The following is a 21,467-nucleotide window of genomic DNA, read 5'->3' as shown; positions in this document are numbered from 1 at the left end:
ATCATTTTTTGAGGATTGGATGTTTTTTGTCCATCTGTTAGACAATGCTAGTTGCGAAAACTGGGATGATTGAAAGGAACGATCGGCTAGCAATCAAATCGGGGATGACGTGCCTACACACCAGTGATGATCAGGACGCTGTTTCCTTGAATGTAAACAATCAGCATTATTTTAGTTGATAGCTTTGTGAAGAAGCAAATAATATCCATGTGGTAAATGATGTCATTTTTCTATTCTTTTGCAAAAACAGTTAATCACACTACAATGTAGACGTCTCATCCAAAAAGAAAGTTACAGCAAGAAAAATTTTAAAAATGTATCTTTATTCAGTTTTTGTTTAACAACAACTATTGAAAGAACGCCAAACCTTGATTTAATAATGTTTATAGACTATGGAACATATTTCATGCTATACTAGAGCCATTGTGAAAAAAGGAGGAACTTGCATGATTCAAGTTAGTAATGTAGGTCTTCGCTATGGCGATCGTAAACTATTTGAAGACGTAAATATAAAATTCACACCAGGAAATTGCTACGGTTTAATTGGGGCAAATGGTGCTGGTAAATCAACATTTTTAAAAATCCTTTCTGGTGAAATTGAAGCCCAAGAAGGTAACGTATCCATGGGCAAGGACGAACGTTTATCTGTCCTAAAACAAAACCACTTTGAATACGATGAGCATACAGTGCTCGACACAGTTATTATGGGGAATAAACGCCTCTATGACGTAAAAACAGAAAAAGACGCTATCTATGCGAAGGAAGACTTCTCAGATGAAGATGGCATGCGTGCAGCTGAGCTAGAAGGTGAATTTGCCGAGCTAAACGGTTGGGAAGCTGAATCAGAAGCTGCAACATTATTAAACGGTTTAGGTATCTCAGATGATCTTCATTACATGCTAATGGGCGATCTTGAAGGTTCTGACAAAGTCAAAGTTTTACTTGCACAGGCACTATTTGGTCAGCCTGATGTCCTTTTACTCGATGAGCCTACCAACCACCTTGACTTAAAGGCGATTCAATGGTTAGAGGAATTCCTGATTAACTTTGAAAATACAGTCATCGTAGTATCCCATGACCGTCACTTCTTAAACAAAGTATGTACACATATTGCGGATTTGGACTTCTCTAAAATCCAATTATACGTAGGTAACTATGATTTTTGGTATGAATCTTCTCAATTAGCGCAAAAAATGGCGCAAGATCAAAATTCGAAAAAAGAAGAAAAAATTAAAGAATTACAAGCGTTTATCGCACGCTTCTCTGCGAATGCTTCTAAATCAAAACAAGCAACATCTCGTAAAAAAATGCTGGATAAAATTGAGCTCGATGATATTAAGCCATCAAGCCGTAAATATCCATTTATCAACTTCCAAATCGGTCGTGAAATCGGTAATGATGTACTGACAGTAGAAGATTTGACAGCAAGTCATGAAGGCGCAACATTATTCAAAGACATTCGCTTCTCTATGAACAAAGAAGACAAAATCGTTTTACTTGGTAGCCCAATGGCGAAAACAGCCCTTCTTGATATCTTAATGGAAGAAAAAGAAGCAGATGCTGGATCATTTAAATGGGGTGTCACAACATCTCAAAGCTACTTCGAAAACGATCATGACAAGTACTTTGAAGGTTCTGAGAAAACATTAGTGGAATGGCTACGTCAATATTCTCCAGACGATGAAACAGAAAGCTTCCTACGTGGATTCTTAGGACGTATGCTATTCTCTGGTGAAGAAGTGAAAAAATCCCCTGCTGTTCTATCAGGAGGCGAAAAAGTTCGTTGTATGTTATCAAAAATGATGCTTGCGACAGCAAACGTGATTTTACTTGATGAACCAACGAACCACCTTGACCTTGAATCCATTCAAGCATTGAACGAAGGCTTAATTCGTTTCAAAGGTGCCATGATTTTCACATCACATGACCATCAGTTTATCCAAACAATCGCCAACCGTGTCATCGAAATCCGTGAAGACGGCTCAATTTTAGATAAACAATTAACATATGATGAATTCTTAGAGTGGAAAGACAGCCAAGGCTTAAGCTAATTTCTACCAAAAATCCTCTACCAGCATTAGGTAGAGGATTTTTTTGTAGCGGATGCTGTCATAATTTATAGAATGCTATTAAGATACAAAAGATGATTTAGGAGGGGCAAAATTGCAATTATTTCGGATGTCCACGGAAATAAAACAGCATTAGAGGCAGTGGTAAAGGACATTTGATTAAGAAAGATTGAAAGAATTTTTTGTCTAGATGATAATAACTAGTTTTGATCGAAACCTTGAAAAGCCCTGATACAACCACTCCCCCACGACATAGAGATTTGCTTGTCCTGCTGATAATTCTCTACCTTTTCCAATTACCATAATATAGCTTTTGATTGATTTATTTATTATAAGAAAGGCTTATTGAAACGATTTCTTAGGAGGGGCAAAAATAAAAGAATGGTAAGAAGCTGGATGCTCCTACCATTCTTTTCATCCACGATTACTCGATTTTTATTCCTCCACCTTTTTAAACGCTAGTACGGCATTATGACCTCCAAAGCCAAAACCATTGGATAACGCAATATTGACAGGTTGTTGCAGTGCCTTGTTCGGCACATAGTTTAAATCACACTCTGGATCTGGTGTTTCGTAATTAATGGTTGGCGGAATGATGCCTTCCATTATACTTTTCAATGTAACAATGGCTTCGATGCCCCCAGCCGCTCCAAAGAGATGCCCTGTCATCGATTTTGTAGAGCTCACCTTTAAGTGATAGGCATGTTCGCCAAAGACACTTTTAATTGCCTTTGTTTCGGATTTATCGCCCTCTGGTGTACTAGTACCATGCGCATTAATGTAATCGACAGTCGATACATCTATATCGCCCATTTTTAAGGCTAATTTCATCGCATTGGCAGCGCCCGTATAATCAGGTGCTGTAATGTGGTAAGCATCTGTTGTGACACCATAGCCTACAATCTCACCAAGAATCGTTGCGCCCCTTTGTTTGGCATGTTCATATTCCTCTAAGAATACGATGCCAGCTCCTTCTGACATGACAAAGCCATCTCGCTCACTGTCGAAGGGACGGCTTGCTTTTGCTGGCTCATCATTTCTGGTAGACATTGCTTTCATTCGTGAGAAACCTGCAAAGCTAAGTGGATTGATGGGCGCCTCTGCTCCACCTGCTAAAATGCCATCCGCATAGCCATGTCGTATAGCTAAGAAGGCTTCTCCAATCGCTTGGTTTCCTGTTGCACAGGCTGAGACAGGTGAAAAGCTTGGCCCTTTAAAGCCTGTTTGTATCGCTAGTATTCCCGCGGCCATATTGCTAATCATCATTGGCACCATGAATGGGGACACCCTTCTAGGCCCATTATCGAGCATTGCCTGATGATTCTCTAAAATCGTCTCAATACCACCAATGCCTGAGCCAACATAAACACCTAGACGCTCCTTATCGATCTGCTCCATATTTAAATTGGCTTGCTCTAAAGCTTGTTGAGAAGCGGCAACTGCATATTGCACAAATAAATCATACTTACTGATTTCTTTTTTATCCATATACTGTGTTGCGTCAAAATCTGTAATCGTCCCTGCAATTTGCGTATTAATACCGCTGAATTGCTTTCCTTGAATTTTTTGAATTCCTGATTTCCCAGTTTTTATATTCTCCCATAGGGCTGAAACTGTATTCCCTAATGGAGATATAACACCATATCCAGTCACAACGACTCTTCGTACCATGCACATCTCTCCTTCTTATTTAGAAAATTATTTTAATAACGCCTTTAATTGCTCCAGCATTTTTACAAAAAACGCTTCTCCTAAAACGCGTTTATATTGTAACGCACCCTTTGTACTAGAAATAAGCAATATGGCTAGAGACTCTAAATCATCCGTCGCTTGGAGTGCACCCTGTTGTTTGGCTTCCTTCAATAGGGCTACAAAAACATCGATTTCCATTTGACTAAGCTGTTGTAGCTTGTCTTGCATCCGTTGTGGTAATTCTTGATAATCTGCCTGTAAAGCTGAAATAGGACAAACACCCTCTTTTTCTAGGCATTTTACTCGTTGCAAAATAAAAGCGAACGGTTTTTCCTCCACTGGTATAGCGGAATCTTGAATCGTTTTATACGTCCCTTTTAGCCCTTGTTGAATCCTTTCGCAAACCGCAACCCCTAAGTCTCCTTTCTTTTCAAAATGATAATGAATACTTGCCTTCGTAACGCCAAGCTCTTTAGCTAAATGGTCATAACTAAATGATGTGAAACCTTTTTCCTGAATATGCTTCAATGATAATTCTATAATTTGCGTTTTTCTATTTGTCATGGTTTTATACTAACTTACTAGTAGGTAAGTGTCAATTTTTAGAAATACAGCAGATAAATGATTTATCTGCCGCTTGCATAATTATTGCATTTCTTTTGTTGGTCCCATCACACCAGGTACTGGTAAACCAGCTTGACGTAGCAGAACCGTCATTTGTCCACGATGATGTGTTTGATGGTCGATCAATACACGTAATAAAGCCCCTTTTGGCATTGGCGCTGTAAAGCCATTGACTACCTCTAGTAAATCTTCGTTAGAAAGCTTTGCCACTTCCTCTTTAATATCATTGGCAATATTTTCATAGGCAGTCACAATGTCAGCAGCTGTCGTTGGTACGGGATCTTCTTGTCGAATCATTGGCACCTTTAAGCCTGCCAGATAACTAAAATAGCCTGCAGCCCCAACTAAATGCCAGCCTAGCCAGCCAAGTGTACTGTGGCCCTCCACAATATTTTGATTTAGCTTATCATCTGTTAGAGCCTGTAATACTTGCAGTGTTCCTTTAGATGCATTCGACCATTCCTGTAAAAAATCATCAATTTGTCTATACATATCTTTGCCCCCCACTTTTCAACTTCATTTCTATCATAGTTAATTTTCCCATGGGAGACAAGTTTCTGATTATAGTTTACATAATATAATTATTTATATTAACCTCATATCACTCGTATAACGTCTCGCATTCACGTATAATGAAAGAAAATAGCGAAGGAGTATGCCTATGAGACACTTTGTCCTAGTATTTTCTCTTGCATTTTTACTCACCGGTTGTAATGAAGAAGGAAAAGTAGAGCCCACGCCAACTGCGGAGGACAAACAGCCTGTTGAGCAGAAACAAACATCGCTTCTCTCCTATTTTCCAGCTGATGGGTCTACGGCCTACTTTCAAGGAGAAGGAAATGAGTTTGCTAGCTTCACACTGCGTACAACCTATCTCGATCCACAGCATATTGCACAAACAGAGGATAATGGTGGTGTGACTCTCTTAAAAATCTATCGCATAACGGATACAAATATTGACCTTGTCTATCGGGAACCAGTTGACAGCAATCCAAGTTTGCCAAGTGCAGCAGAGGCAGCTTCTTATCCTGTACTGGAAACAATTCTTCAAAAGCCATTACAAGTTGGGACAAGTTTTCAAGGCTGGACCATTCAATCAACGACCGCCACTGTTGATACAGGAACAAACATTTATCAAGATGTGATCCAGCTAACCCGCTCTAAAGATCAAATGACGACGACCAAATATTTTGTGAAAGATATAGGCCTAATTCGCATAGAGGATACGATGGAGACAGATCAAGATGAACCATTTGTTGTAACATCCACCTTGCAAAAGATAGAATAGTTTGATGATAACAGGCGTCCAGCTTGGGCACCTGTTATTTTAGCTTAGGGGGTCTTATATGAGTGACATACATAATGCAACATCCAAGCAAGAAGAATTGACGGAAGAAGAATTCATTGAGCTCGTACTCGAAGAACAACAAAAAGCATTAGCACGAGAACGAGAAGAACGGCTTCATGGAAAAAAACCCAAAAAACAAAAACCTCTTGTGCGCTGGATGGTGTGGAGCATGGCAATGGTCCTGTTTTTCAATACATTCGCCTTGGTTTTTCAAATTTATTCCATTCCAGCGATTGAATTCATCAAAGTTTCAACCCGGCTCTCGGCACAAGAGGATATACAAACCTATAAAAAGGCAGTCGTTGAAATCTCGACTGGCTCTAGTAAAGGCACTGGTTTTGCCATTTCTCCTGACGGGCTTATTGTCACCAATGCCCACGTAGTAGAAGATGCCACTTCATTATCTGTTGTATTTCCAGACGAGGGATTGATGGAGGCAACGTTAATCGAAAGTTATCCAGCAGTAGATTTAGCTCTAGTACAAGTGGAGGCCGAGCAACTCCCCTATCTCCCACTAGCAGAAGATCCACCTTTTTCTGCGGATGAACATATTTATTTTATTGGTAACCCTCTCGCCTTTACAGGTATTGCGAATGAAGGGACACTACTAGAATCCATTCAATTAGAGGATTGGCAGGAGCCCGTTATGATGCTGAAAGCCCCGGTTTATCGAGGGAATAGTGGTAGCCCTGTAATCGACCAACAGGGGAAGGTCATTGGCATTATCTTTGCGACGATGAAACATGAGCCGATTGGTCGTGTCGGCCTGTTCGTACCCGTTCAACAGCTCCATCATTTATTAGAAGCGCAACATAAAAAATGAACTTGTGGTAAGCAGGTTCATTTTTTGGGGGAATAGAGTTTACATAATATTATTATTTATCCTTACTTTCTTGCTTTACAAACTGAGCGATTGGCGATTTCACAGGAATCTTACTGACTACCTCATCACTCACTTCTGCAACTTTTTGTAGCACATGTAACAGCTTATCATCCCCCGTCCAATGCTTTTCCACTACTTCTGGCCCCAATTTATTGATGATCGTATTAATCACAAAAGTCGCCAGCACCACATCATCTAAGTAGCCACCAAAGCCTAATAATCCCTCTGGCATCAGATCAATCGGTAGCACAAAATACGCAATAGAAGCCCCTATTAAAGCTCGACTTTTCTTATCTACACCCGCATCGGTTACTGTTTTAATTAATAAATGAAATAAATCAGGCACAAACATTAAATAAGACGTAAATTTATTCTTTTTCCCCTTCTTCGATCCAAGAAAAGCTACTAATTTCATACGCAACTTCTGATAAAAATCTTGCTGCTCCTGTTCCTCAGGCAATTTTTCTACATTCTGCAAATCCATCTACCTCCTTCATTATTACAAACAATCTAGAATTTTTTCCATGGTATTCGCTACTATTAAGTGCAGTCTTTTCTCTACTAGCTCGGTTGCCCTTCAATTTTGCAGGCTATCCTTCACTTTATGTGGTCTATCCACTACTTTCATAAAGCTATCCTTCGCTTTACGCAGTCTATCCGCTACTTTTGCTATCCTATCCACCGCTTTGCTCAGATGCTCTCCAATTTTGCGGGCTATCCTTCACTTTGCTCATTCTATCCACTACTCTATATATAACCTAAATAATGATTTGTAATCCCTTAAACTTTTAAATGCTACAAAAAAAGACATCCTATTTGCATAGGATGTCTGGGTTTAACGAAAGTATTTTTTAATTACTGAGAATTAAAGTTTAGTTACGTTAGCAGCTTGTGGTCCGCGGTTGCCATCTACAACTTCGAATTCCACTTTTTGACCTTCGTCAAGTGTTTTGAAACCTTCGCCTTGGATAGCTGAGAAGTGTACGAATACGTCGTTTTCACCTTCAACTTCGATGAATCCAAAACCTTTTTCTGAGTTAAACCATTTTACTGTACCTTGTTTCATTTAAGAAAACCTCCAAAAAATAAAAGTGAACAATATGTAATTTCTTCAAGGAATGAAAAAAATTCACATATTACAAAGAGTACCGAACTAACGCGATCACTTTTTGTAATATGTGAATTCATGTTTCCGGTGAAGCAATTAAATTGTTAACCTAAGTATAACCGCCATTCATAATTTTGTCAAATAAAGAAATTGTTTTTTTACTTTATTTCAAAATCTTTTTACAACTCTCCGATTTTACAAGCAATAATGCCATGATAAACTTGTGCATCGTCATCACAAGCCTCACAATAGAAGCTTTCGTCATCAGACCAAAAAGCCCAATACTGCCCTTCTTTCGTCATTTCATTGTCATAAGAGGAACGAAAGTGTGCTAATTTTTGCTGTAATGCACTTTCAAAAAGCTCCTTCGTTTCAAATGTATCTTGTGTTTGAATAAAAGCTTCCCAGCCTTCAAATTTCCACCAAGGCTCGTAGTCCGCTTTCATGTAAATAATTGTATACATATTTGCCCATTCCTTGCTGTCATTAGATAATTTCATTTTAGCAAACACATCTGAAATGTCTATTAAAACCACCTGAATTATGCTATTATTACCTTATTATACATACTTTTTGGGAGGAATTTTTATGTTTTCAAGTATTCGACCTAAAGCAGAGTTAGAAGAACTTCTAAAACGTGGTACGGATTTGCATGCAACAGGCCGATTCCATCAAACACTGGCATTCAACCATTTTCATTCACAGGATGAGGAGCATTTGAGGACACTCTATCAAAAGCTAAAAGATATTACCCCCTCCATGAATGCCATTTTTCATCATTATTTAAGCGAGATATCCCCTACCTCTCAATTAACCATTAGTGAAGAAAATATCAATCAATACTTAACACAATTTTTCTTAGCAACACGTGATGATAATTATGTAGACGAAACTGTCAAATTTTTCAATCTATTTCGCAAGCATCAATATGAGCCTGGTAAACTAATTGTCGTATTTAATCAATTCGCATTTTATATTACGACATATATTTTACACAATTTTGGTATCAAGCCGAATAAGGCATTTCAATTTATGAAATCATTCCAATCCGCTGTCAATGTCGATCAAGAATTATTAGTGGAAGTCTTGACGGAACGCATTATTGAAAATGTAGTGGGCGAAGTATCCTCTTTAATGGATGTTAATGCCAAAATTATGTACATGAAAGATTTGGTCTTTAGCTTAGATAAACAAAATGAGGAAATTCAATCCTCCACTGCTGCAACAGAACAGATTGCCGCTTCTATTAATGAGGTAGCGCGTATGTCTTCTCATATATCTGAGAAAACGACTGAATCTGTTGACCATGCAACGCAAGGGAAAAATGCGATTGAGCATGCCTTATCAGAAATTTTTAAAACGGAAGAAACGTTTACTTCTATCGTAGAATCATTTTCAGAATTGCAAAAGCGGGTAAATGATATTGAGCAGGTTGTCACGTTAATCAACCAAATTGCAGATCAGACGAATTTACTTGCTCTCAATGCCTCCATCGAAGCCGCACGTGCAGGTGAACATGGAAAAGGCTTTGCGGTCGTAGCACAAGAAGTACGAAAGCTAGCTGAAAACACGGTCTCTGCTCTAAGCGAAGTATCTGCGAATGTTCATCATTTAAAGAGTTATTCCAATGATGTGTCTCATTCCATTACAGAAACGACAGCCATCATTAAAGAAGCTACTGTCGAGGCAAAAGATTCATTACCATTATTAAATGCCATTGTGCATGCGATTGAAGGCATTAATTTAGATGTTACAAATACAGCAGCCATTTCACAACAACAAGCAGCTGCAATTGATGAAGTCTCTGCGAGAATGATTGAAATTTCAAGTTTGCAGGAAGATATTCGTGATTATAGCCATAATACATCCAGTGACATTCATTTATTAGGGAAAGAAATTAACCGTTTCCGTAATGATATTATTGCCAACAATAATGTGCAGCTTTCATCTATTGCTCTTTTACAATTATCGAAGGCTGATCATATTTTATGGAAATGGCGCATTTATAATATGTTCCTTGGCCTAGAAAAAGTGGAACCAAGCGATGTTTCTTCTCATCGAGATTGCCGACTTGGCAAATGGTACACAGCGCCACGGACAGTAGAACGTTTCGGCCATTTACAGGACTATCATGAGTTGGATGGCTATCATTTACGTGTCCATGAATCAGCGAAGCTTGCTGCAGAAGCCCATAAAGCTGGCCATATCGAGCAAGCCGATGTCCATTTAAAGGAAGTAGATGAGGCATCTAAGCATGTTCTTTATTATATTAATAACTTAATTGCCTATTTAGAAAAAGAACGTGTCATGCAATAAACGGAGAGGCTCATCCCTCTCCCCCATTAGCTAGGAGGTATTCCCTTGAACAAACGAGCAAGTATCAAATTTTTTGGTGATGTTTACGGCACAGGCTACCGTTTTTTCATCAAACAAAAAGCTATTGAATTAGGGTTAAAAGGCTACTGCCGATTGAATGACGCAGAGCAAATTGAAGTGGAAGTGGAAGGCTCTGAAAAAGCGCTTAATGAATTCCTCCTTTTTGTCCAAAAAGGCGTCAGCCCTCAAGCAGATTCCAATTCATTTTCATTAGAATTGTACGATGAGTTAAAAGGATATGTACGTATGGAGTCAGACATTGTTTAGTCTGGCTCTTTTTTTTGTACTGTTATACGGGACGTCAAAAAGAGTAAAGAAAGCATTCCCTTTTCGCCCTATATTGATTTGAAACATTCCCCAAAACTAGGAACATCTTTTCATTTGAGCGTTATTTAATGTTCGTAATAGTCAACAACATACTAATCATATATTCCCCATTCAAATAAAAAATAATGACTATCAGATTTTCCAAATATATAATCATATGTATGTCCCTTTTTTATTTGAATAATTTCGACATTATTCAATCTAGTTAAAAGTTCTTTTACAATGGCCTCTTGAGCATTAAGGTATGCTAACTCATTTTTAAATCTACTGATAAAATCATCTTTGTTCACTAACTCCATATAACTGTATTTTTTGGGGTAATACTCATTAATCCAGCCCATTTCTAACGCCGTTATCCATTGTTCATCTGAAGGGTCTGGGTCATCATTAACTTCCCACTCCTCTCCATCAAACAATTCCTTTTTAAAGATCGCTGAAAATGCCTCTTGAATAGTATCAAATTGACTTTTTTCTGCAAATATTAAATCGACTTGCATAACATAGTTATCTCTAAATTCATATACATCAAATGATAAATTCGATAACCTTACATTAGCAATTTGTCTCGCAAATAAATTGTGATCATCAAGCAACTCTTGAATATCTTTCTTCATCAAATAATCTCCATACCTTTCTTCCTACTTCTATTAAATTAATACTACACCGCATTATTGTAAGAACTATAAAAGGCAACAAAAAGCCACGTTCAGACTTCTGACGATTATTTAATTTTTATTTTTTGAATCGTCGCAACATAGATAGATGCTTCATTGATTTTCACATATTGATTTTTGGATTCCTTCAAATATCCCTCTTTGCATAAATACGCTTTTAGCTTTGATTTTTTCTCAAAGATCTTTTCTATCACCTTTTGCTCCCATACTTGTTCATCTATATTTTTAGTAATCGACATCATATAAATTTTTGTCATGCTCTTTCCCCCTTTAACTATTTTACGAATTTATTTGGGTAAAGTTTCAATTTAAAAAAGACGTGCCCTTGAGCTAAGACCTATCATTTTGTTCCCATTCATAATGTTTTTGGGGTTGGGTCATCCTATTTATGAATGGATGCTACTGTTTTAGTTAACGCTTGAATGGTTATTAGTACTGATATGGGGAAATGACCGTTGAATCGCTCATGCCAATGCCACAATCGTTCATTAGGAGGACAAAATCGACGCATTTGGAGAAACAATTCACTTATTCTATGTATTATCATTGAGAAAGTTAACAAATAGCAGTAAAATTTATGTAAGGGATCATTTTCAATGAAACTTTATGTCGATTATTTCGTATAAGAAGATAGACATATTGAAAAGCAAGGAGGATGAAACAATGCTTAGTGTCGGACAGTTTTTTTCTAGACATTCTGCCAGCTTTCTTATTTCGCTTACGACCGTTTCTATCGCAGCAATTGCGGCAAATCCTGGATTCTTCCTTGGTGGTTTACTGTTTGCGGGTTCCTACGCGACGAGTACAGCGTTGCTGAAACATAGACAAAAAAAGAAAGTCATGCAAATAGCAGGTATTACAAAAGAAGAATTCAAGCATATTGAAACACAATTATCAGCAGCTAATAAGCATATTCAAACATTAAGTCAAAACTATTTACGCGTACGTTCTGTATCTGCTTTTAAACAATTACTTGAAATGACGCGTATTTCTAAAAATATCGTCAAAATTGTGAAGACAGACCCACGAAAATTTTATAATGTAGAGCCCTTTTTCTATGCACACTTACCTTCTGCTGTGGAATTAACGGATAAGTATACAATGCTTTCGAAGCAGCCTGTGAAGGATAAAGAAATTCAATTAACATTATCAAAAACACGTGAAACGCTAACTGATTTAAATGATACGATTCAAATTGATTTAAAGGACGCGCTTGCTAATGATATTGATACCCTACAAATGGAGATTGAATTCGCAAATCGTTCTAATCTTAGACGTAGAGAACAATTGGATTGGCGAGGGGACGATAAATGACAGCAAATGAACACGCATTTCAACTGAATACCATACCAGGGCTTTCTCCACTAGTCCAATCCTATTTAGAAACAACTCCACAAAATGAGGCGATGGCGACTTATGAAACGCTATCGCCTCTTGCACAAAGTCGTGCCTTACTTTATGCTAGTCAAATTGATTTGACAGATTTTGAATCATTGCTGTCCCTTGGGCAAGATTCACAGCGAGCCCTGTCTCAATTTGCTGATCGCATGCTTGCGCAAGTGAAGCAAAAGGACGTCTCAAAAATCGGTCAAATGCTTGATTCCTTAATGCACACGTTAGATCGAATAGACCCGACGGCTTTAGAACCAAAGAAACAAACCTTTTTCAAAAAAATCTTTGGAAAAACAGAGCCGACTGTGAAGCAAACATTAACAGAATTTGAGCGTATTAGTATTCAGGTGGAACGTATTGGCGTTCAGCTAGAGCGTGCACAGCTTCAGTTGATCAAGGATGTCGAAAACTTAGAAGCGCTTTATGCTCATAATCGTGGATTTTTTGAGGAGCTGGCTACTGCCATTGCAGCAGGTCAAATGAAAAAACAGCAAGCCATTGAGGTTGAGTTACCCACACAAATAACGAGTGTTCAAGCAACGAAACAACCGCTTGCTATTCAGCAGCTCAATGACTTTGCCGCACAAATTGAAAGGTTGGATCAACGTATTTATGATTTACAAGTATCACAGCAAGTAGCGCTGCAAACGGCTCCTCAAATACGCATGATTCAACAGGCGAATCAAATGTTAGCGGAAAAAATTGAATTTTCGATTGTCACTTTGATTCCTCTTTGGAAAAATCAGCTGGCGATGATGCTTTCTATGCATATGGATCATCACTATGCACAGCTAGAAGAACGATTAGCTCAGGCACATGATCGCTTCTCTAGTCCATCGTTTGAACAACAGGTTTCGAAATTTAAAGAAACGCAGCGAGAACTGCAAACCGCGATTAAAGATGTGTTTGCCCTGCATACAGCAACTGAACAAGAAAAACAACAGCTACAAGATGTGGCAGGTGCCAGAGGCTATCAGCGCGATTAACAAAAAAGGGGTGGCTCAGCATATAATCTGAACCACCCTGTTTTATGTTATTCAAAATAATCTTTATAGTAGCCACCGACATTACCTGTATTATCGATGATAAAAATGAACTCTTCTGTTTCATTTTTTACTTCATATTCTTTCCCTACTGTTAATACATTGGACACTAAGTATTTTGATGCATTTGTATGTTTGCAAGTTATCGTTCGTAGTGTTGGCGCATCTTTCCATTTTAAATGTAACATATTCTCTCTACCTCTCTTTACTAGCCGAAGCTAATGTCTATTGCTTATTTTATAATATTTTTGGGCTTTTGTGGAGAAAAAAGAAAGACTATAGCTATTCTATCCAAAAAAAATGACTATTTGAGGTGTTATGATGAGTTTTGGTGGTGTACCGCAATGGTTTTTTATTATTGCTGTAGCATTTGCAATCTGCTTTGTTCTTTATGCAGAATGGAATTCTAGAAAATAAGTGAGTCCAATAAATCGGACTCACTTTTTCTATGCTTATTTTAATGTCCGCTTTAAAAATTCTTTTGTCCGTTCATGCTGAGGGTTTACTAATACTTGTGATGGCGGGCCTTCCTCGACAATGATGCCTTTATCCATAAAGACGACACGATCTGCCACCTCTTTGGCAAACTCCATCTCATGTGTCACGATTAACATTGTATTCCCCTCAGTGGCTAACTGTCGCATCACCTTTAATACCTCACCGACCATTTCTGGGTCTAATGCCGAAGTCGGTTCATCAAATAGCATGACATCTGGATTCATTGACAATGCTCGAGCGATAGCCACACGCTGCTTTTGCCCCCCTGAAAGCTGACGAGGCTTGGCGTTCACATATTGATCCATACCAACGATATTCAAATATTTAAGCGCCGTTTCTTCTGCTTCTTTCTTTGATCGCTTCAATACTTTGATTTGGCCCACTGTGCAATTGTTTAACACATTGTGATTGTTAAATAAATTGAATTGCTGGAATACCATTCCTAGATGTGTACGATATTCTTGAATATTGTGCTTATCATCTAAAATGTCTTCCCCTTTATAAATAATTTGACCACCACTTGGCGTTTCTAATAAATTGATGCAACGAAGTAATGTCGATTTACCCGAACCAGAAGAGCCAATTAAACAAACGACTTCGCCTTTTTCTACTTGGAAATTTACATCTTTTAACACTTGGTTACGTCCAAATGATTTACTTAAATGTTCAATCTTAATCACTGCCATTTGTGCGTCCCCCTATACAGCTTCTTTTTGTTCTTTTTGATAGGCATCAGGTCCATCTAGACGTTTTTCAACATAGAGAAGGATGCGAGATGCGGTAAATGTCATGATAAAATAAAGAATACATGCAACAAAGAATGATTCAAAATAACGGAAGTTGTTACCTGAAATTGATTTTGTTTGGAAGAATAATTCCGTTACCCCAATGACATTTAATACGGCTGTATCCTTAATATTCATAATTAATTGGTTACCTGTCGCCGGCAAGACATTGCGTGCTACTTGTGGTAAAACAACATGCAGCATGATTTGGAAGTGATTCATACCAATTGCCGACGCTGCCTCGTATTGACCATTATCAATCGAGACAATACCACCTCGAACAATTTCTGCCATATAGGCCCCTGTGTTAAGGGAAACGACTAAAATACCTGCTGTAATAAAATGCATATCGATACCAAATGCAATATCTAGTCCGTAGTAGACTACCATAGCCTGTACAATCATTGGTGTACCACGGAAAAATTCAACATAGCATGTCAGGATAAAATTAATAAGCTTTAAGCTATAAAATTTTAAACCTTTTTTACGAACTGGAATCGTATGCATAATTCCAATGAAAAATCCGATGAATGCACCAATAATTGTACTAATAATCGAAATCAGTAACGTATAATACGCACCTCGTAAAAACATTTGCCAGTTGTTTTCAATAATTGAAAGTATCCATTCAAGACTCATGATGTTCCTCCTAACAATGTCATGTTGCTTGCTTATTTCCTTCGTGTCCTAGCTATTTCTACTATTCTATGATTTGTTACGCTAGGACATTATCATTATGTAGAGAGGTTCTCATTTTGATAATGATGAAATGATCATGCACGGACCAGCAACTAGCCCGTGCCTTGTCATTATTGTGCTGCTGGTTGTTGAGAAATCGCTTCTTCCATAATCGCTTGACGATCGTCTTCCGAAATACCTTTTAGGATTTCATTGATTTTTTCACGGTTTGCATCGTCTTTACGTAAGCCTACAGCAATCGAAGTATTGGAAAGATCCGTATCAAAGCCTTCTTCAAATGCGACATATGTGAACTTATCGTTGGCAGCAGCAGCGGAAATACCTTCTGGACGTTCTGCTACATAGCCATCAATTTTGCCAGCCTCTAAAGCGACACGCATTGCGGGGAAGCTTTCCATTGCTGTTTGTTTTTCTACACCGTTAATTTGATCAATAACGTTGTAGTTCGATGTATTTAATTGTGAAGTAATTTTAGCACCAGAGAAATCTTGAATCGATTTTGCATTTTCATACTTGCTACCTTTCTTAATAACCATAACGAAATCAGAAGTATAGTAGTTTTCTGTAAAATCAATCGTTTTCTTACGCTCTTCAGTTGGTGACATACCCGCGATAATCGCATCAATTTTGTTAGATTGTAGCGCTGGTACTAATCCGTCCCATTCCATTTTGACAATGACTAGCTCTTTGCCTAAGCCTTCAGCAATTTTTTTTGCCATTTGGACATCGTAGCCGCCTGCATACTCTGCATTATCAGCAATTTTCACTGCACCATTAGCATCACCTTGCTGTGTCCAGTTAAATGGTGGATAGCCAGCCTCCATTCCGATTCGGAATTCACCGCCACTTGCTTCCTTGTCAGCACCAGCATCACCTGAACCGCCATCATTTTTGTCGCTAGTGCCACATGCAGCTAGCACAATTGCTGTCATGATAGAGATCATTACTAACAACCATTTTCTTTTCATAAAAAACTCCCCTTTTCTGTAAAAAAATAAGACAACTGTAATAAAAAAGACCTAAGTATATTGAACTTAGGTCTTACCTTGTATGACAGTTGCCCAAATCCTCACTATAATTTCCATTTTCCGAGATAGCACAACCTAGTAAATCTGGAAATCCATTTACTAGGACAGTCCTGCACTTATTCACTGCAGACCCAGCATAAAAGTACGAGCTCCTTTTATACTTCGGCGATATTTCCTTCTTCATTGCGTCTTCGCTTGCTTGAACTCAACAATGAACTAATAAATACCGCGCCTCTACCTCACTGGTAAACGTTAGTGAGGTTTGTTTATTTAATTGATATTTAGATACTACTATAAAACTAGTACACTCGTCAAGACAGTTTTAACATTTTTCTGACTAATGACAATATTAGGATATTGTTCGTTCTCTATTCATTTTAAATCGTTAAGCTTCTATCGATATTTCTGAAAATTAAAACAAATTTTTATTATAGAGTATGTGCTCTATGTGAGAAAAGTTGTGTTTATGTCTTTTTTGCTCCTCTAAACGATATAACATTAGTACTCTTTCAAACATAGAATCGGTCAAAATCTTTCGTCATGCATAAAAAAACCCTGCTGAACATTGTTCGCAGGGTTGAATCGCATTATGAATTTAATAGTAAATCTTCAGGATTTTCGATTAATTCTTTAACTGTTTTTAAGAATCCTACAGAATCTTTTCCATCGATGATACGGTGATCGTAAGAAAGTGCTACATACATCATTGGACGGATTTGAACTTCACCATTTACTGCAACTGGACGGTTAACAATTGAGTGCATACCTAAAATACCAGCTTGCGTACCGTTCATAATAGGAGTTGACATTAATGAACCGAATACACCACCATTTGTAATTGTGAATGATCCACCAGCCATGTCATTTAAGCCTAATTTTTTATCACGAGCTTTTGTCGCTAAGTTAGCGATATCTTTTTCGATTTCTGCAAAGTTTTTGCTGTTTGCATCGCGTACAACTGGTACAACTAAACCTTCTTCAGTTGATACAGCAATACCGATATCAAAGAAGTTATTTAAATGAATTTCATCACCAGAGATTTGAGCGTTTACGTATGGGTATTTTTTTAGTGCCGCAACAACAGCTTTTGTGAAGAATGACATGAAACCAAGTTTGATGTCGTTTGCTTTTACAAACTCTTCTTGTTTACGTTTACGAAGTGCCATGATATTTGTCATGTCAATTTCGTTAAATGTTGTTAACATTGCTGTTGATTGTTTCACTTCTAATAAACGTTTAGCAATTGTTTGGCGACGACGGCTCATTTTTTCAACTGTTACACGGTCAGAATTAGCTGCTGGTGTAAATACTACTGGGCCACCTGAAGTTGCTACTGATGTAGGTGCTGCTACTGGTGCTACAGCTGGAGCTGTACCATGAGCTGCTACATCTTGTACACGTACACGTCCTTGTGGATCTACTGGAGATACTGCTGCAAGGTTGATACCTTTTTCACGAGCAAGACGACGTGCTGCTGGAGAGGCGATTACTCGCTCACCAGAAGTTTCTTCTACAACTGGAGCCGCTGCTACTGGTGCAGATGCTGCTTGTGGCGCTGCTGGAGCCGGAGCTGCTTCAGCTGGAGCCGCTGCAGGTGCAGGTGCTGCGCCTTCGCCTGCTTCTACTACTGCGATAACTTGACCAACTAGTACAGTATCGCCTTCTTCAGCTAAAATTTGTGTTAATACACCTGCTTCTTCAGAAATGATTTCAGCGTTTACTTTATCTGTTTCAAGTTCAACGATGAATTCACCTTTTTCAACGCGATCGCCCACTTTTTTTACCCACTGTGCGATACTACCTTCTGTAATCGATTCTGCTAATTCAGGGACTTTAATTTCAGCCACTTTCATTTCCTCCTTTGATTAACGTGCATGACGCACATAAAAGGGCTACTGCTTGAGGGCAAGTAGCCCGGTTTTTTCAAAAATTTATATGTGATTATTTAACCTTCACTGGCTCAGCAACTGCCGCTTCAATTAATGCTGCTTGTGCTGCTTTATGAGAATCTGCATCCCCTTCAGAAGTTGAGCTCATTGCAGGACGACCTACATAGCGAAGTTTTTTACCTTCTGAAAGTTCATATAATGTTTCTAATGCATAATTCCATGAGCCTTGGTTTTTAGGTTCTTCTTGTACCCAAACAATTTCTTTCACATTTGGATACTTAGCAATAATACCAGCAACTTGCTCTTTTGGGAATGGGTAAAGTTGTTCTACACGAATAATGTGTAAATGATCGAAGCCTTCTCCGTCTTTTACGCGATCCGCTAAGTCGATCATCACTTTACCAGTTCCTAAAACGATACGCTCTACAGCTTCTGGTTTAGCGCCTAAACCTGGTTGTTCAATCACTTCTTGGAATGAACCATTTGCCAATTGTTCAGCATTCGCCGCCGCTAATGGGTGACGTAATAGTGATTTTGGTGATACGACTACAAGTGGACGTACCCCTTCTGTACCTAATAACGCTGCTTGACGGCGTAATAAATGATAGTAGTTACCTGCATTTGAACAGTTCGCTACAAACCAGTTGTTTTCAGCTGACATTTGTAAATAGCGTTCCATACGGCTTGAAGAGTGCTCTGGACCTTGACCTTCATAACCATGTGGTAAAAGGATCACTAATCCAGATTTTTGGCCCCATTTAGAGCGTGCCCCTGAAATAAAGTTATCAAACATCACTTGTGCCATGTTCGCAAAGTCACCGAATTGTGCTTCCCACACTGTTAAAACATGACTATTTTCTAGGTTGTAACCATACTCAAAGCCTACTACTCCCGCTTCAGTCAGTGGAGAGTTGTGTACTGAGAAGGATGCACTCGCACCAGAAATATGATGAAGCGGTGTGAAGACATTCCCATTGTTTTTATCGTGAAGTACTAAGTGACGTTGAGAGAATGTACCACGTTGAGCATCTTGACCTGTAAAACGTACTGGTGTGCCGTCTTGGATAATTGTCGCATATGCTAACGTTTCTGCATGGCCCCAGTCAATTTTTGCTGATGCATAGGCATCACGACGTTTTTCTAAAATTTTGCCAAGCTTTTTCTGTGGCTCGAAGTTTTCTTCAAACACTAAAAGCTCTTCATTGATTTTTTCTAAACGTTCCGCACCAACTGCTGTATCAATTTGTGGGAACTCTACTTTTAATTCTGCTGGCATTTCTAAATGCTGATGATCATCTTTATCTGCCATTTCTCTTACATGGTCATAGGCTGCTTGCATTTCTGCATAGATTGCTGTATCTAAGGCAGCTACATCTTCAGCAGATAGAAGACCTTCAGCCACTAATTGTGCTCCATATAAAGCACGCACTGTTTCATGTTTAGAAACCAATTTGTATGTTTCTGGGTTTGTCACAGTTGGGTCATCTGTTTCATTATGACCATGGCGACGGTAACCAACTAAGTCTACAATAATATCTTTGCCGAATTTTTGACGGTAGTTAGCAGCAAAACGACCCACTTGCGCTACTGCCTCTGGGCTATCTGCGTTGACATGGATTACTGGTACCTCGTAACCTTTTGCTGGGTCAGAAGAGTACACAGAAGAACGAGAATCATAATGCTCAGTTGTGAAACCGATCATATTGTTCGCGATAATGTGGATTGTACCACCTGTTGTAAAGCCTTCTGTTTTAGCAAAGTTTAAAACCTCAGTCACAATCCCTTGACCTGGGAATGCAGCATCACCGTGCACTAAAATACCTAAGCCTTTAGTACGGTCGTGTACCGCTTGGCCTGGTTTAGACGTATCATCTTGTGTTGCACGAGTAGCTCCAAGTACAACTGGATTGCCAACTTCTAAGTGAGATGGGTTGTAAGCCAATTTAACATTCATACCCGATTCACGGTTGTAAGAAGCACCCATATGGTATTTCACATCACCTGTCCAACCTTTTGTAATTTCAAGGCGGCCATGCTCAGGCATAAATAACTCATTTGAAACATGTGCAAAGTCAGAGAACATCATGTCATAAGGTTTGTTTAAGATGTGTGTTAAAACATTTAAACGACCACGGTGTGCCATACCAATACGTACATTTTCTACATTTTTGGCTTCTGCTGTTTTAACGATTTCATCAAATAGAACGATTTGCGTATCTAAGCCCTCACCAGAGAAACGCTTTTGCCCTACAAAAGTTTTATGAATAAATTTTTCGAAATTTTCAACGCGAGTTAAACGATCTAATAAGGCTTTCTTCTCTTCAGAAGATAATGCTTGTTTAAATAAGCCTGATTCAATTTGCGCTTGAATCCAATCACGTTCTTCTGTAGCTACTACGTGACCGTATTCAAATGCCACTTTATCTGTATAAACAGCTTTTAGATAGTCGATTGCATCCTTACCATTTTTCACGTTTGCTGGCACATCTTTGAAGAAGATTGCTGCAGGAATTTCAGCTAAATCCGCAGCGCTTAAGTTGAACGCGCTTTCTTCAATTTGAGCTGTTTGTAGTTCACGGTTTTTCAGAGGATAAATATCTGCCGCTAAATGACCGTGTGAACGGATTGCGTCTGCTAATTTCACAGCGGCTAACACTTTTTTGTAATCGCCAGCAGGAGCCGCTGCTGTATGACTAACTACAGCTACTTCACCTTCTACTACTACTGGTGCACCAAATTGTTGGAATAAAGAAACTAACTCCGGTTCTACTTCTTCAGGAGACTGTAAGAATAAGTCGTATTGCTCCATCACATATCCTAGGTTAGGACCAGAGAAAGCTGACCATGGAGAACTTACAGTTGTAACGTTGTTCGACATGAAAAATGACCTCCAAATTTTGCCTTTCGGCAGTTCCATTAATTAAATTACAATTAATTATATAATATTTAGCCGTTCTTTAAAAGAAAGTTTCACACTACTTTTCCATATTTTAAAGAACGTTTTTTCCATCTCAATCTTACTACTCTTCACA

General features: G+C 38.5%; 21 protein-coding genes and 1 riboswitch. Of the genes, 7 read left to right on the top strand and 14 right to left on the bottom strand.

The genetic code is table 11. The features are described from left to right. The first annotated feature begins 446 nt into the window (after nt 1-446). Nucleotides 447-2,051, top strand: a complete 1,605-nt coding sequence (locus tag AC6BKE_RS18795) for an ABC-F family ATP-binding cassette domain-containing protein (protein ID WP_036125988.1) — start codon at nt 447-449, stop codon at nt 2,049-2,051. Nucleotides 2,052-2,504: 453 nt separating this feature from the next. Here the strand turns inward: AC6BKE_RS18795 and fabF are convergent, their stop codons facing one another. The 3 genes from fabF to AC6BKE_RS18780 form a co-directional block, all read right to left on the bottom strand. Further along, nucleotides 2,505-3,740 (bottom strand): beta-ketoacyl-ACP synthase II, encoded by a 1,236-nt coding sequence (gene fabF / locus AC6BKE_RS18790; RefSeq protein WP_499857657.1) that lies wholly within the window; start codon nt 3,738-3,740, stop codon nt 2,505-2,507. A gap of 27 nt (nt 3,741-3,767) precedes the next feature. Next, on the bottom strand, nt 3,768-4,325 hold the full coding sequence (locus AC6BKE_RS18785) for a TetR/AcrR family transcriptional regulator (RefSeq protein WP_499857656.1): 558 nt from the start codon (nt 4,323-4,325) through the stop codon (nt 3,768-3,770). 81 nt (nt 4,326-4,406) lie between these two features. Beyond that, nucleotides 4,407-4,877, bottom strand: a complete 471-nt coding sequence (locus tag AC6BKE_RS18780) for a DinB family protein (protein ID WP_499857655.1) — start codon at nt 4,875-4,877, stop codon at nt 4,407-4,409. A 169-nt stretch (nt 4,878-5,046) separates the two neighbouring features. Here AC6BKE_RS18780 and AC6BKE_RS18775 point away from each other — a divergent pair, with 169 nt between their 5' ends. Both AC6BKE_RS18775 and AC6BKE_RS18770 read left to right on the top strand, forming a co-directional pair. Beyond that, complete coding sequence (locus tag AC6BKE_RS18775) at nt 5,047-5,673, top strand: hypothetical protein (protein WP_499857654.1); 627 nt, start codon at nt 5,047-5,049, stop codon at nt 5,671-5,673. Between the two features lie 58 nt (nt 5,674-5,731). Beyond that, nucleotides 5,732-6,556: a S1C family serine protease gene (locus AC6BKE_RS18770; RefSeq protein WP_340808984.1), complete on the top strand. Its 825-nt coding sequence runs from the start codon at nt 5,732-5,734 to the stop codon at nt 6,554-6,556. Nucleotides 6,557-6,608: 52 nt separating this feature from the next. Here the strand turns inward: AC6BKE_RS18770 and AC6BKE_RS18765 are convergent, their stop codons facing one another. The 3 genes from AC6BKE_RS18765 to AC6BKE_RS18755 form a co-directional block, all read right to left on the bottom strand. Further along, entirely contained in the window at nt 6,609-7,100 is a 492-nt protein-coding gene (locus tag AC6BKE_RS18765; RefSeq protein ID WP_058844432.1) for a YkvA family protein, read from the bottom strand. A gap of 381 nt (nt 7,101-7,481) precedes the next feature. Then, nucleotides 7,482-7,682 (bottom strand): cold-shock protein, encoded by a 201-nt coding sequence (locus AC6BKE_RS18760; RefSeq protein WP_004230088.1) that lies wholly within the window; start codon nt 7,680-7,682, stop codon nt 7,482-7,484. 221 nt (nt 7,683-7,903) lie between these two features. Then, on the bottom strand, nt 7,904-8,224 hold the full coding sequence (locus AC6BKE_RS18755) for a DUF1033 family protein (protein ID WP_230593917.1): 321 nt from the start codon (nt 8,222-8,224) through the stop codon (nt 7,904-7,906). 88 nt (nt 8,225-8,312) lie between these two features. Between AC6BKE_RS18755 and AC6BKE_RS18750 the strand changes: the two genes are divergently transcribed. Both AC6BKE_RS18750 and AC6BKE_RS18745 read left to right on the top strand, forming a co-directional pair. Further along, entirely contained in the window at nt 8,313-10,040 is a 1,728-nt protein-coding gene (locus AC6BKE_RS18750) for a methyl-accepting chemotaxis protein (protein WP_036126005.1), read from the top strand. Between the two features lie 45 nt (nt 10,041-10,085). Next, nucleotides 10,086-10,367: an acylphosphatase gene (locus AC6BKE_RS18745; protein ID WP_036126007.1), complete on the top strand. Its 282-nt coding sequence runs from the start codon at nt 10,086-10,088 to the stop codon at nt 10,365-10,367. A 152-nt stretch (nt 10,368-10,519) separates the two neighbouring features. Here AC6BKE_RS18745 and AC6BKE_RS18740 read toward each other — a convergent pair whose 3' ends face one another. Together AC6BKE_RS18740 and AC6BKE_RS18735 are read right to left on the bottom strand one after the other, a co-directional pair. After that, nucleotides 10,520-11,041, bottom strand: coding sequence for a hypothetical protein (locus AC6BKE_RS18740; RefSeq protein WP_058844433.1), 522 nt, complete (start codon nt 11,039-11,041; stop codon nt 10,520-10,522). 107 nt (nt 11,042-11,148) lie between these two features. After that, nucleotides 11,149-11,358 (bottom strand): hypothetical protein, encoded by a 210-nt coding sequence (locus AC6BKE_RS18735; protein WP_271913365.1) that lies wholly within the window; start codon nt 11,356-11,358, stop codon nt 11,149-11,151. 406 nt (nt 11,359-11,764) lie between these two features. Between AC6BKE_RS18735 and AC6BKE_RS18730 the strand changes: the two genes are divergently transcribed. Further along, entirely contained in the window at nt 11,765-12,415 is a 651-nt protein-coding gene (locus tag AC6BKE_RS18730) for a 5-bromo-4-chloroindolyl phosphate hydrolysis family protein (protein WP_036126015.1), read from the top strand. Next, nucleotides 12,412-13,479 (top strand): toxic anion resistance protein, encoded by a 1,068-nt coding sequence (locus AC6BKE_RS18725; RefSeq protein ID WP_342503808.1) that lies wholly within the window; start codon nt 12,412-12,414, stop codon nt 13,477-13,479. Before AC6BKE_RS18730 ends, AC6BKE_RS18725 begins: the two co-directional genes overlap by 4 nt. Nucleotides 13,480-13,526: 47 nt before the next feature. Here the strand turns inward: AC6BKE_RS18725 and AC6BKE_RS18720 are convergent, their stop codons facing one another. From AC6BKE_RS18720 to AC6BKE_RS18695, 6 genes are all read right to left on the bottom strand, one after another. After that, nucleotides 13,527-13,724, bottom strand: coding sequence for a DUF6501 family protein (locus AC6BKE_RS18720; protein WP_036126026.1), 198 nt, complete (start codon nt 13,722-13,724; stop codon nt 13,527-13,529). A gap of 264 nt (nt 13,725-13,988) precedes the next feature. Next, a complete protein-coding gene (locus AC6BKE_RS18715) occupies nt 13,989-14,720 on the bottom strand; it encodes an amino acid ABC transporter ATP-binding protein (protein WP_036126028.1) in 732 nt (243 codons plus the stop codon). A 12-nt stretch (nt 14,721-14,732) separates the two neighbouring features. Further along, nucleotides 14,733-15,458: an amino acid ABC transporter permease gene (locus tag AC6BKE_RS18710; RefSeq protein ID WP_036126030.1), complete on the bottom strand. Its 726-nt coding sequence runs from the start codon at nt 15,456-15,458 to the stop codon at nt 14,733-14,735. Nucleotides 15,459-15,628: 170 nt separating this feature from the next. Further along, on the bottom strand, nt 15,629-16,486 hold the full coding sequence (locus tag AC6BKE_RS18705) for a transporter substrate-binding domain-containing protein (RefSeq protein WP_499857651.1): 858 nt from the start codon (nt 16,484-16,486) through the stop codon (nt 15,629-15,631). A gap of 118 nt (nt 16,487-16,604) precedes the next feature. Next, nucleotides 16,605-16,791: riboswitch (Lysine riboswitch) on the bottom strand. A gap of 342 nt (nt 16,792-17,133) precedes the next feature. Beyond that, a complete protein-coding gene (gene odhB, locus AC6BKE_RS18700) occupies nt 17,134-18,393 on the bottom strand; it encodes a 2-oxoglutarate dehydrogenase complex dihydrolipoyllysine-residue succinyltransferase (protein WP_249645685.1) in 1,260 nt (419 codons plus the stop codon). Between the two features lie 94 nt (nt 18,394-18,487). Then, nucleotides 18,488-21,313: a 2-oxoglutarate dehydrogenase E1 component gene (locus AC6BKE_RS18695; protein WP_271913357.1), complete on the bottom strand. Its 2,826-nt coding sequence runs from the start codon at nt 21,311-21,313 to the stop codon at nt 18,488-18,490. Nucleotides 21,314-21,467: the final 154 nt, after the last annotated feature.

The sequence above is a fragment of the Lysinibacillus sp. COL-1 genome (genome assembly GCF_059814265.1).
This window is presented reverse-complemented; position numbering and strand designations above follow the sequence as displayed.

Bases quoted from the DNA above. Each gene is read 5' to 3' on its own strand.
- AC6BKE_RS18795 (WP_036125988.1), top strand. From the start codon at position 447: ATGATTCAAGTTAGTAATGTAGGTCTTCGCTATGGCGATCGTAAACTA.
- fabF (WP_499857657.1), bottom strand. From the start codon at position 3,740: ATGGTACGAAGAGTCGTTGTGACTGGATATGGTGTTATATCTCCATTA.
- AC6BKE_RS18785 (WP_499857656.1), bottom strand. From the start codon at position 4,325: ATGACAAATAGAAAAACGCAAATTATAGAATTATCATTGAAGCATATT.
- AC6BKE_RS18780 (WP_499857655.1), bottom strand. From the start codon at position 4,877: ATGTATAGACAAATTGATGATTTTTTACAGGAATGGTCGAATGCATCT.
- AC6BKE_RS18775 (WP_499857654.1), top strand. From the start codon at position 5,047: ATGAGACACTTTGTCCTAGTATTTTCTCTTGCATTTTTACTCACCGGT.
- AC6BKE_RS18770 (WP_340808984.1), top strand. From the start codon at position 5,732: ATGAGTGACATACATAATGCAACATCCAAGCAAGAAGAATTGACGGAA.
- AC6BKE_RS18765 (WP_058844432.1), bottom strand. From the start codon at position 7,100: ATGGATTTGCAGAATGTAGAAAAATTGCCTGAGGAACAGGAGCAGCAA.
- AC6BKE_RS18760 (WP_004230088.1), bottom strand. From the start codon at position 7,682: ATGAAACAAGGTACAGTAAAATGGTTTAACTCAGAAAAAGGTTTTGGA.
- AC6BKE_RS18755 (WP_230593917.1), bottom strand. From the start codon at position 8,224: ATGAAATTATCTAATGACAGCAAGGAATGGGCAAATATGTATACAATT.
- AC6BKE_RS18750 (WP_036126005.1), top strand. From the start codon at position 8,313: ATGTTTTCAAGTATTCGACCTAAAGCAGAGTTAGAAGAACTTCTAAAA.
- AC6BKE_RS18740 (WP_058844433.1), bottom strand. From the start codon at position 11,041: ATGAAGAAAGATATTCAAGAGTTGCTTGATGATCACAATTTATTTGCG.
- AC6BKE_RS18735 (WP_271913365.1), bottom strand. From the start codon at position 11,358: ATGACAAAAATTTATATGATGTCGATTACTAAAAATATAGATGAACAA.
- AC6BKE_RS18730 (WP_036126015.1), top strand. From the start codon at position 11,765: ATGCTTAGTGTCGGACAGTTTTTTTCTAGACATTCTGCCAGCTTTCTT.
- AC6BKE_RS18725 (WP_342503808.1), top strand. From the start codon at position 12,412: ATGACAGCAAATGAACACGCATTTCAACTGAATACCATACCAGGGCTT.
- AC6BKE_RS18720 (WP_036126026.1), bottom strand. From the start codon at position 13,724: ATGTTACATTTAAAATGGAAAGATGCGCCAACACTACGAACGATAACT.
- AC6BKE_RS18715 (WP_036126028.1), bottom strand. From the start codon at position 14,720: ATGGCAGTGATTAAGATTGAACATTTAAGTAAATCATTTGGACGTAAC.
- AC6BKE_RS18710 (WP_036126030.1), bottom strand. From the start codon at position 15,458: ATGAGTCTTGAATGGATACTTTCAATTATTGAAAACAACTGGCAAATG.
- AC6BKE_RS18705 (WP_499857651.1), bottom strand. From the start codon at position 16,486: ATGAAAAGAAAATGGTTGTTAGTAATGATCTCTATCATGACAGCAATT.
- AC6BKE_RS18695 (WP_271913357.1), bottom strand. From the start codon at position 21,313: ATGTCGAACAACGTTACAACTGTAAGTTCTCCATGGTCAGCTTTCTCT.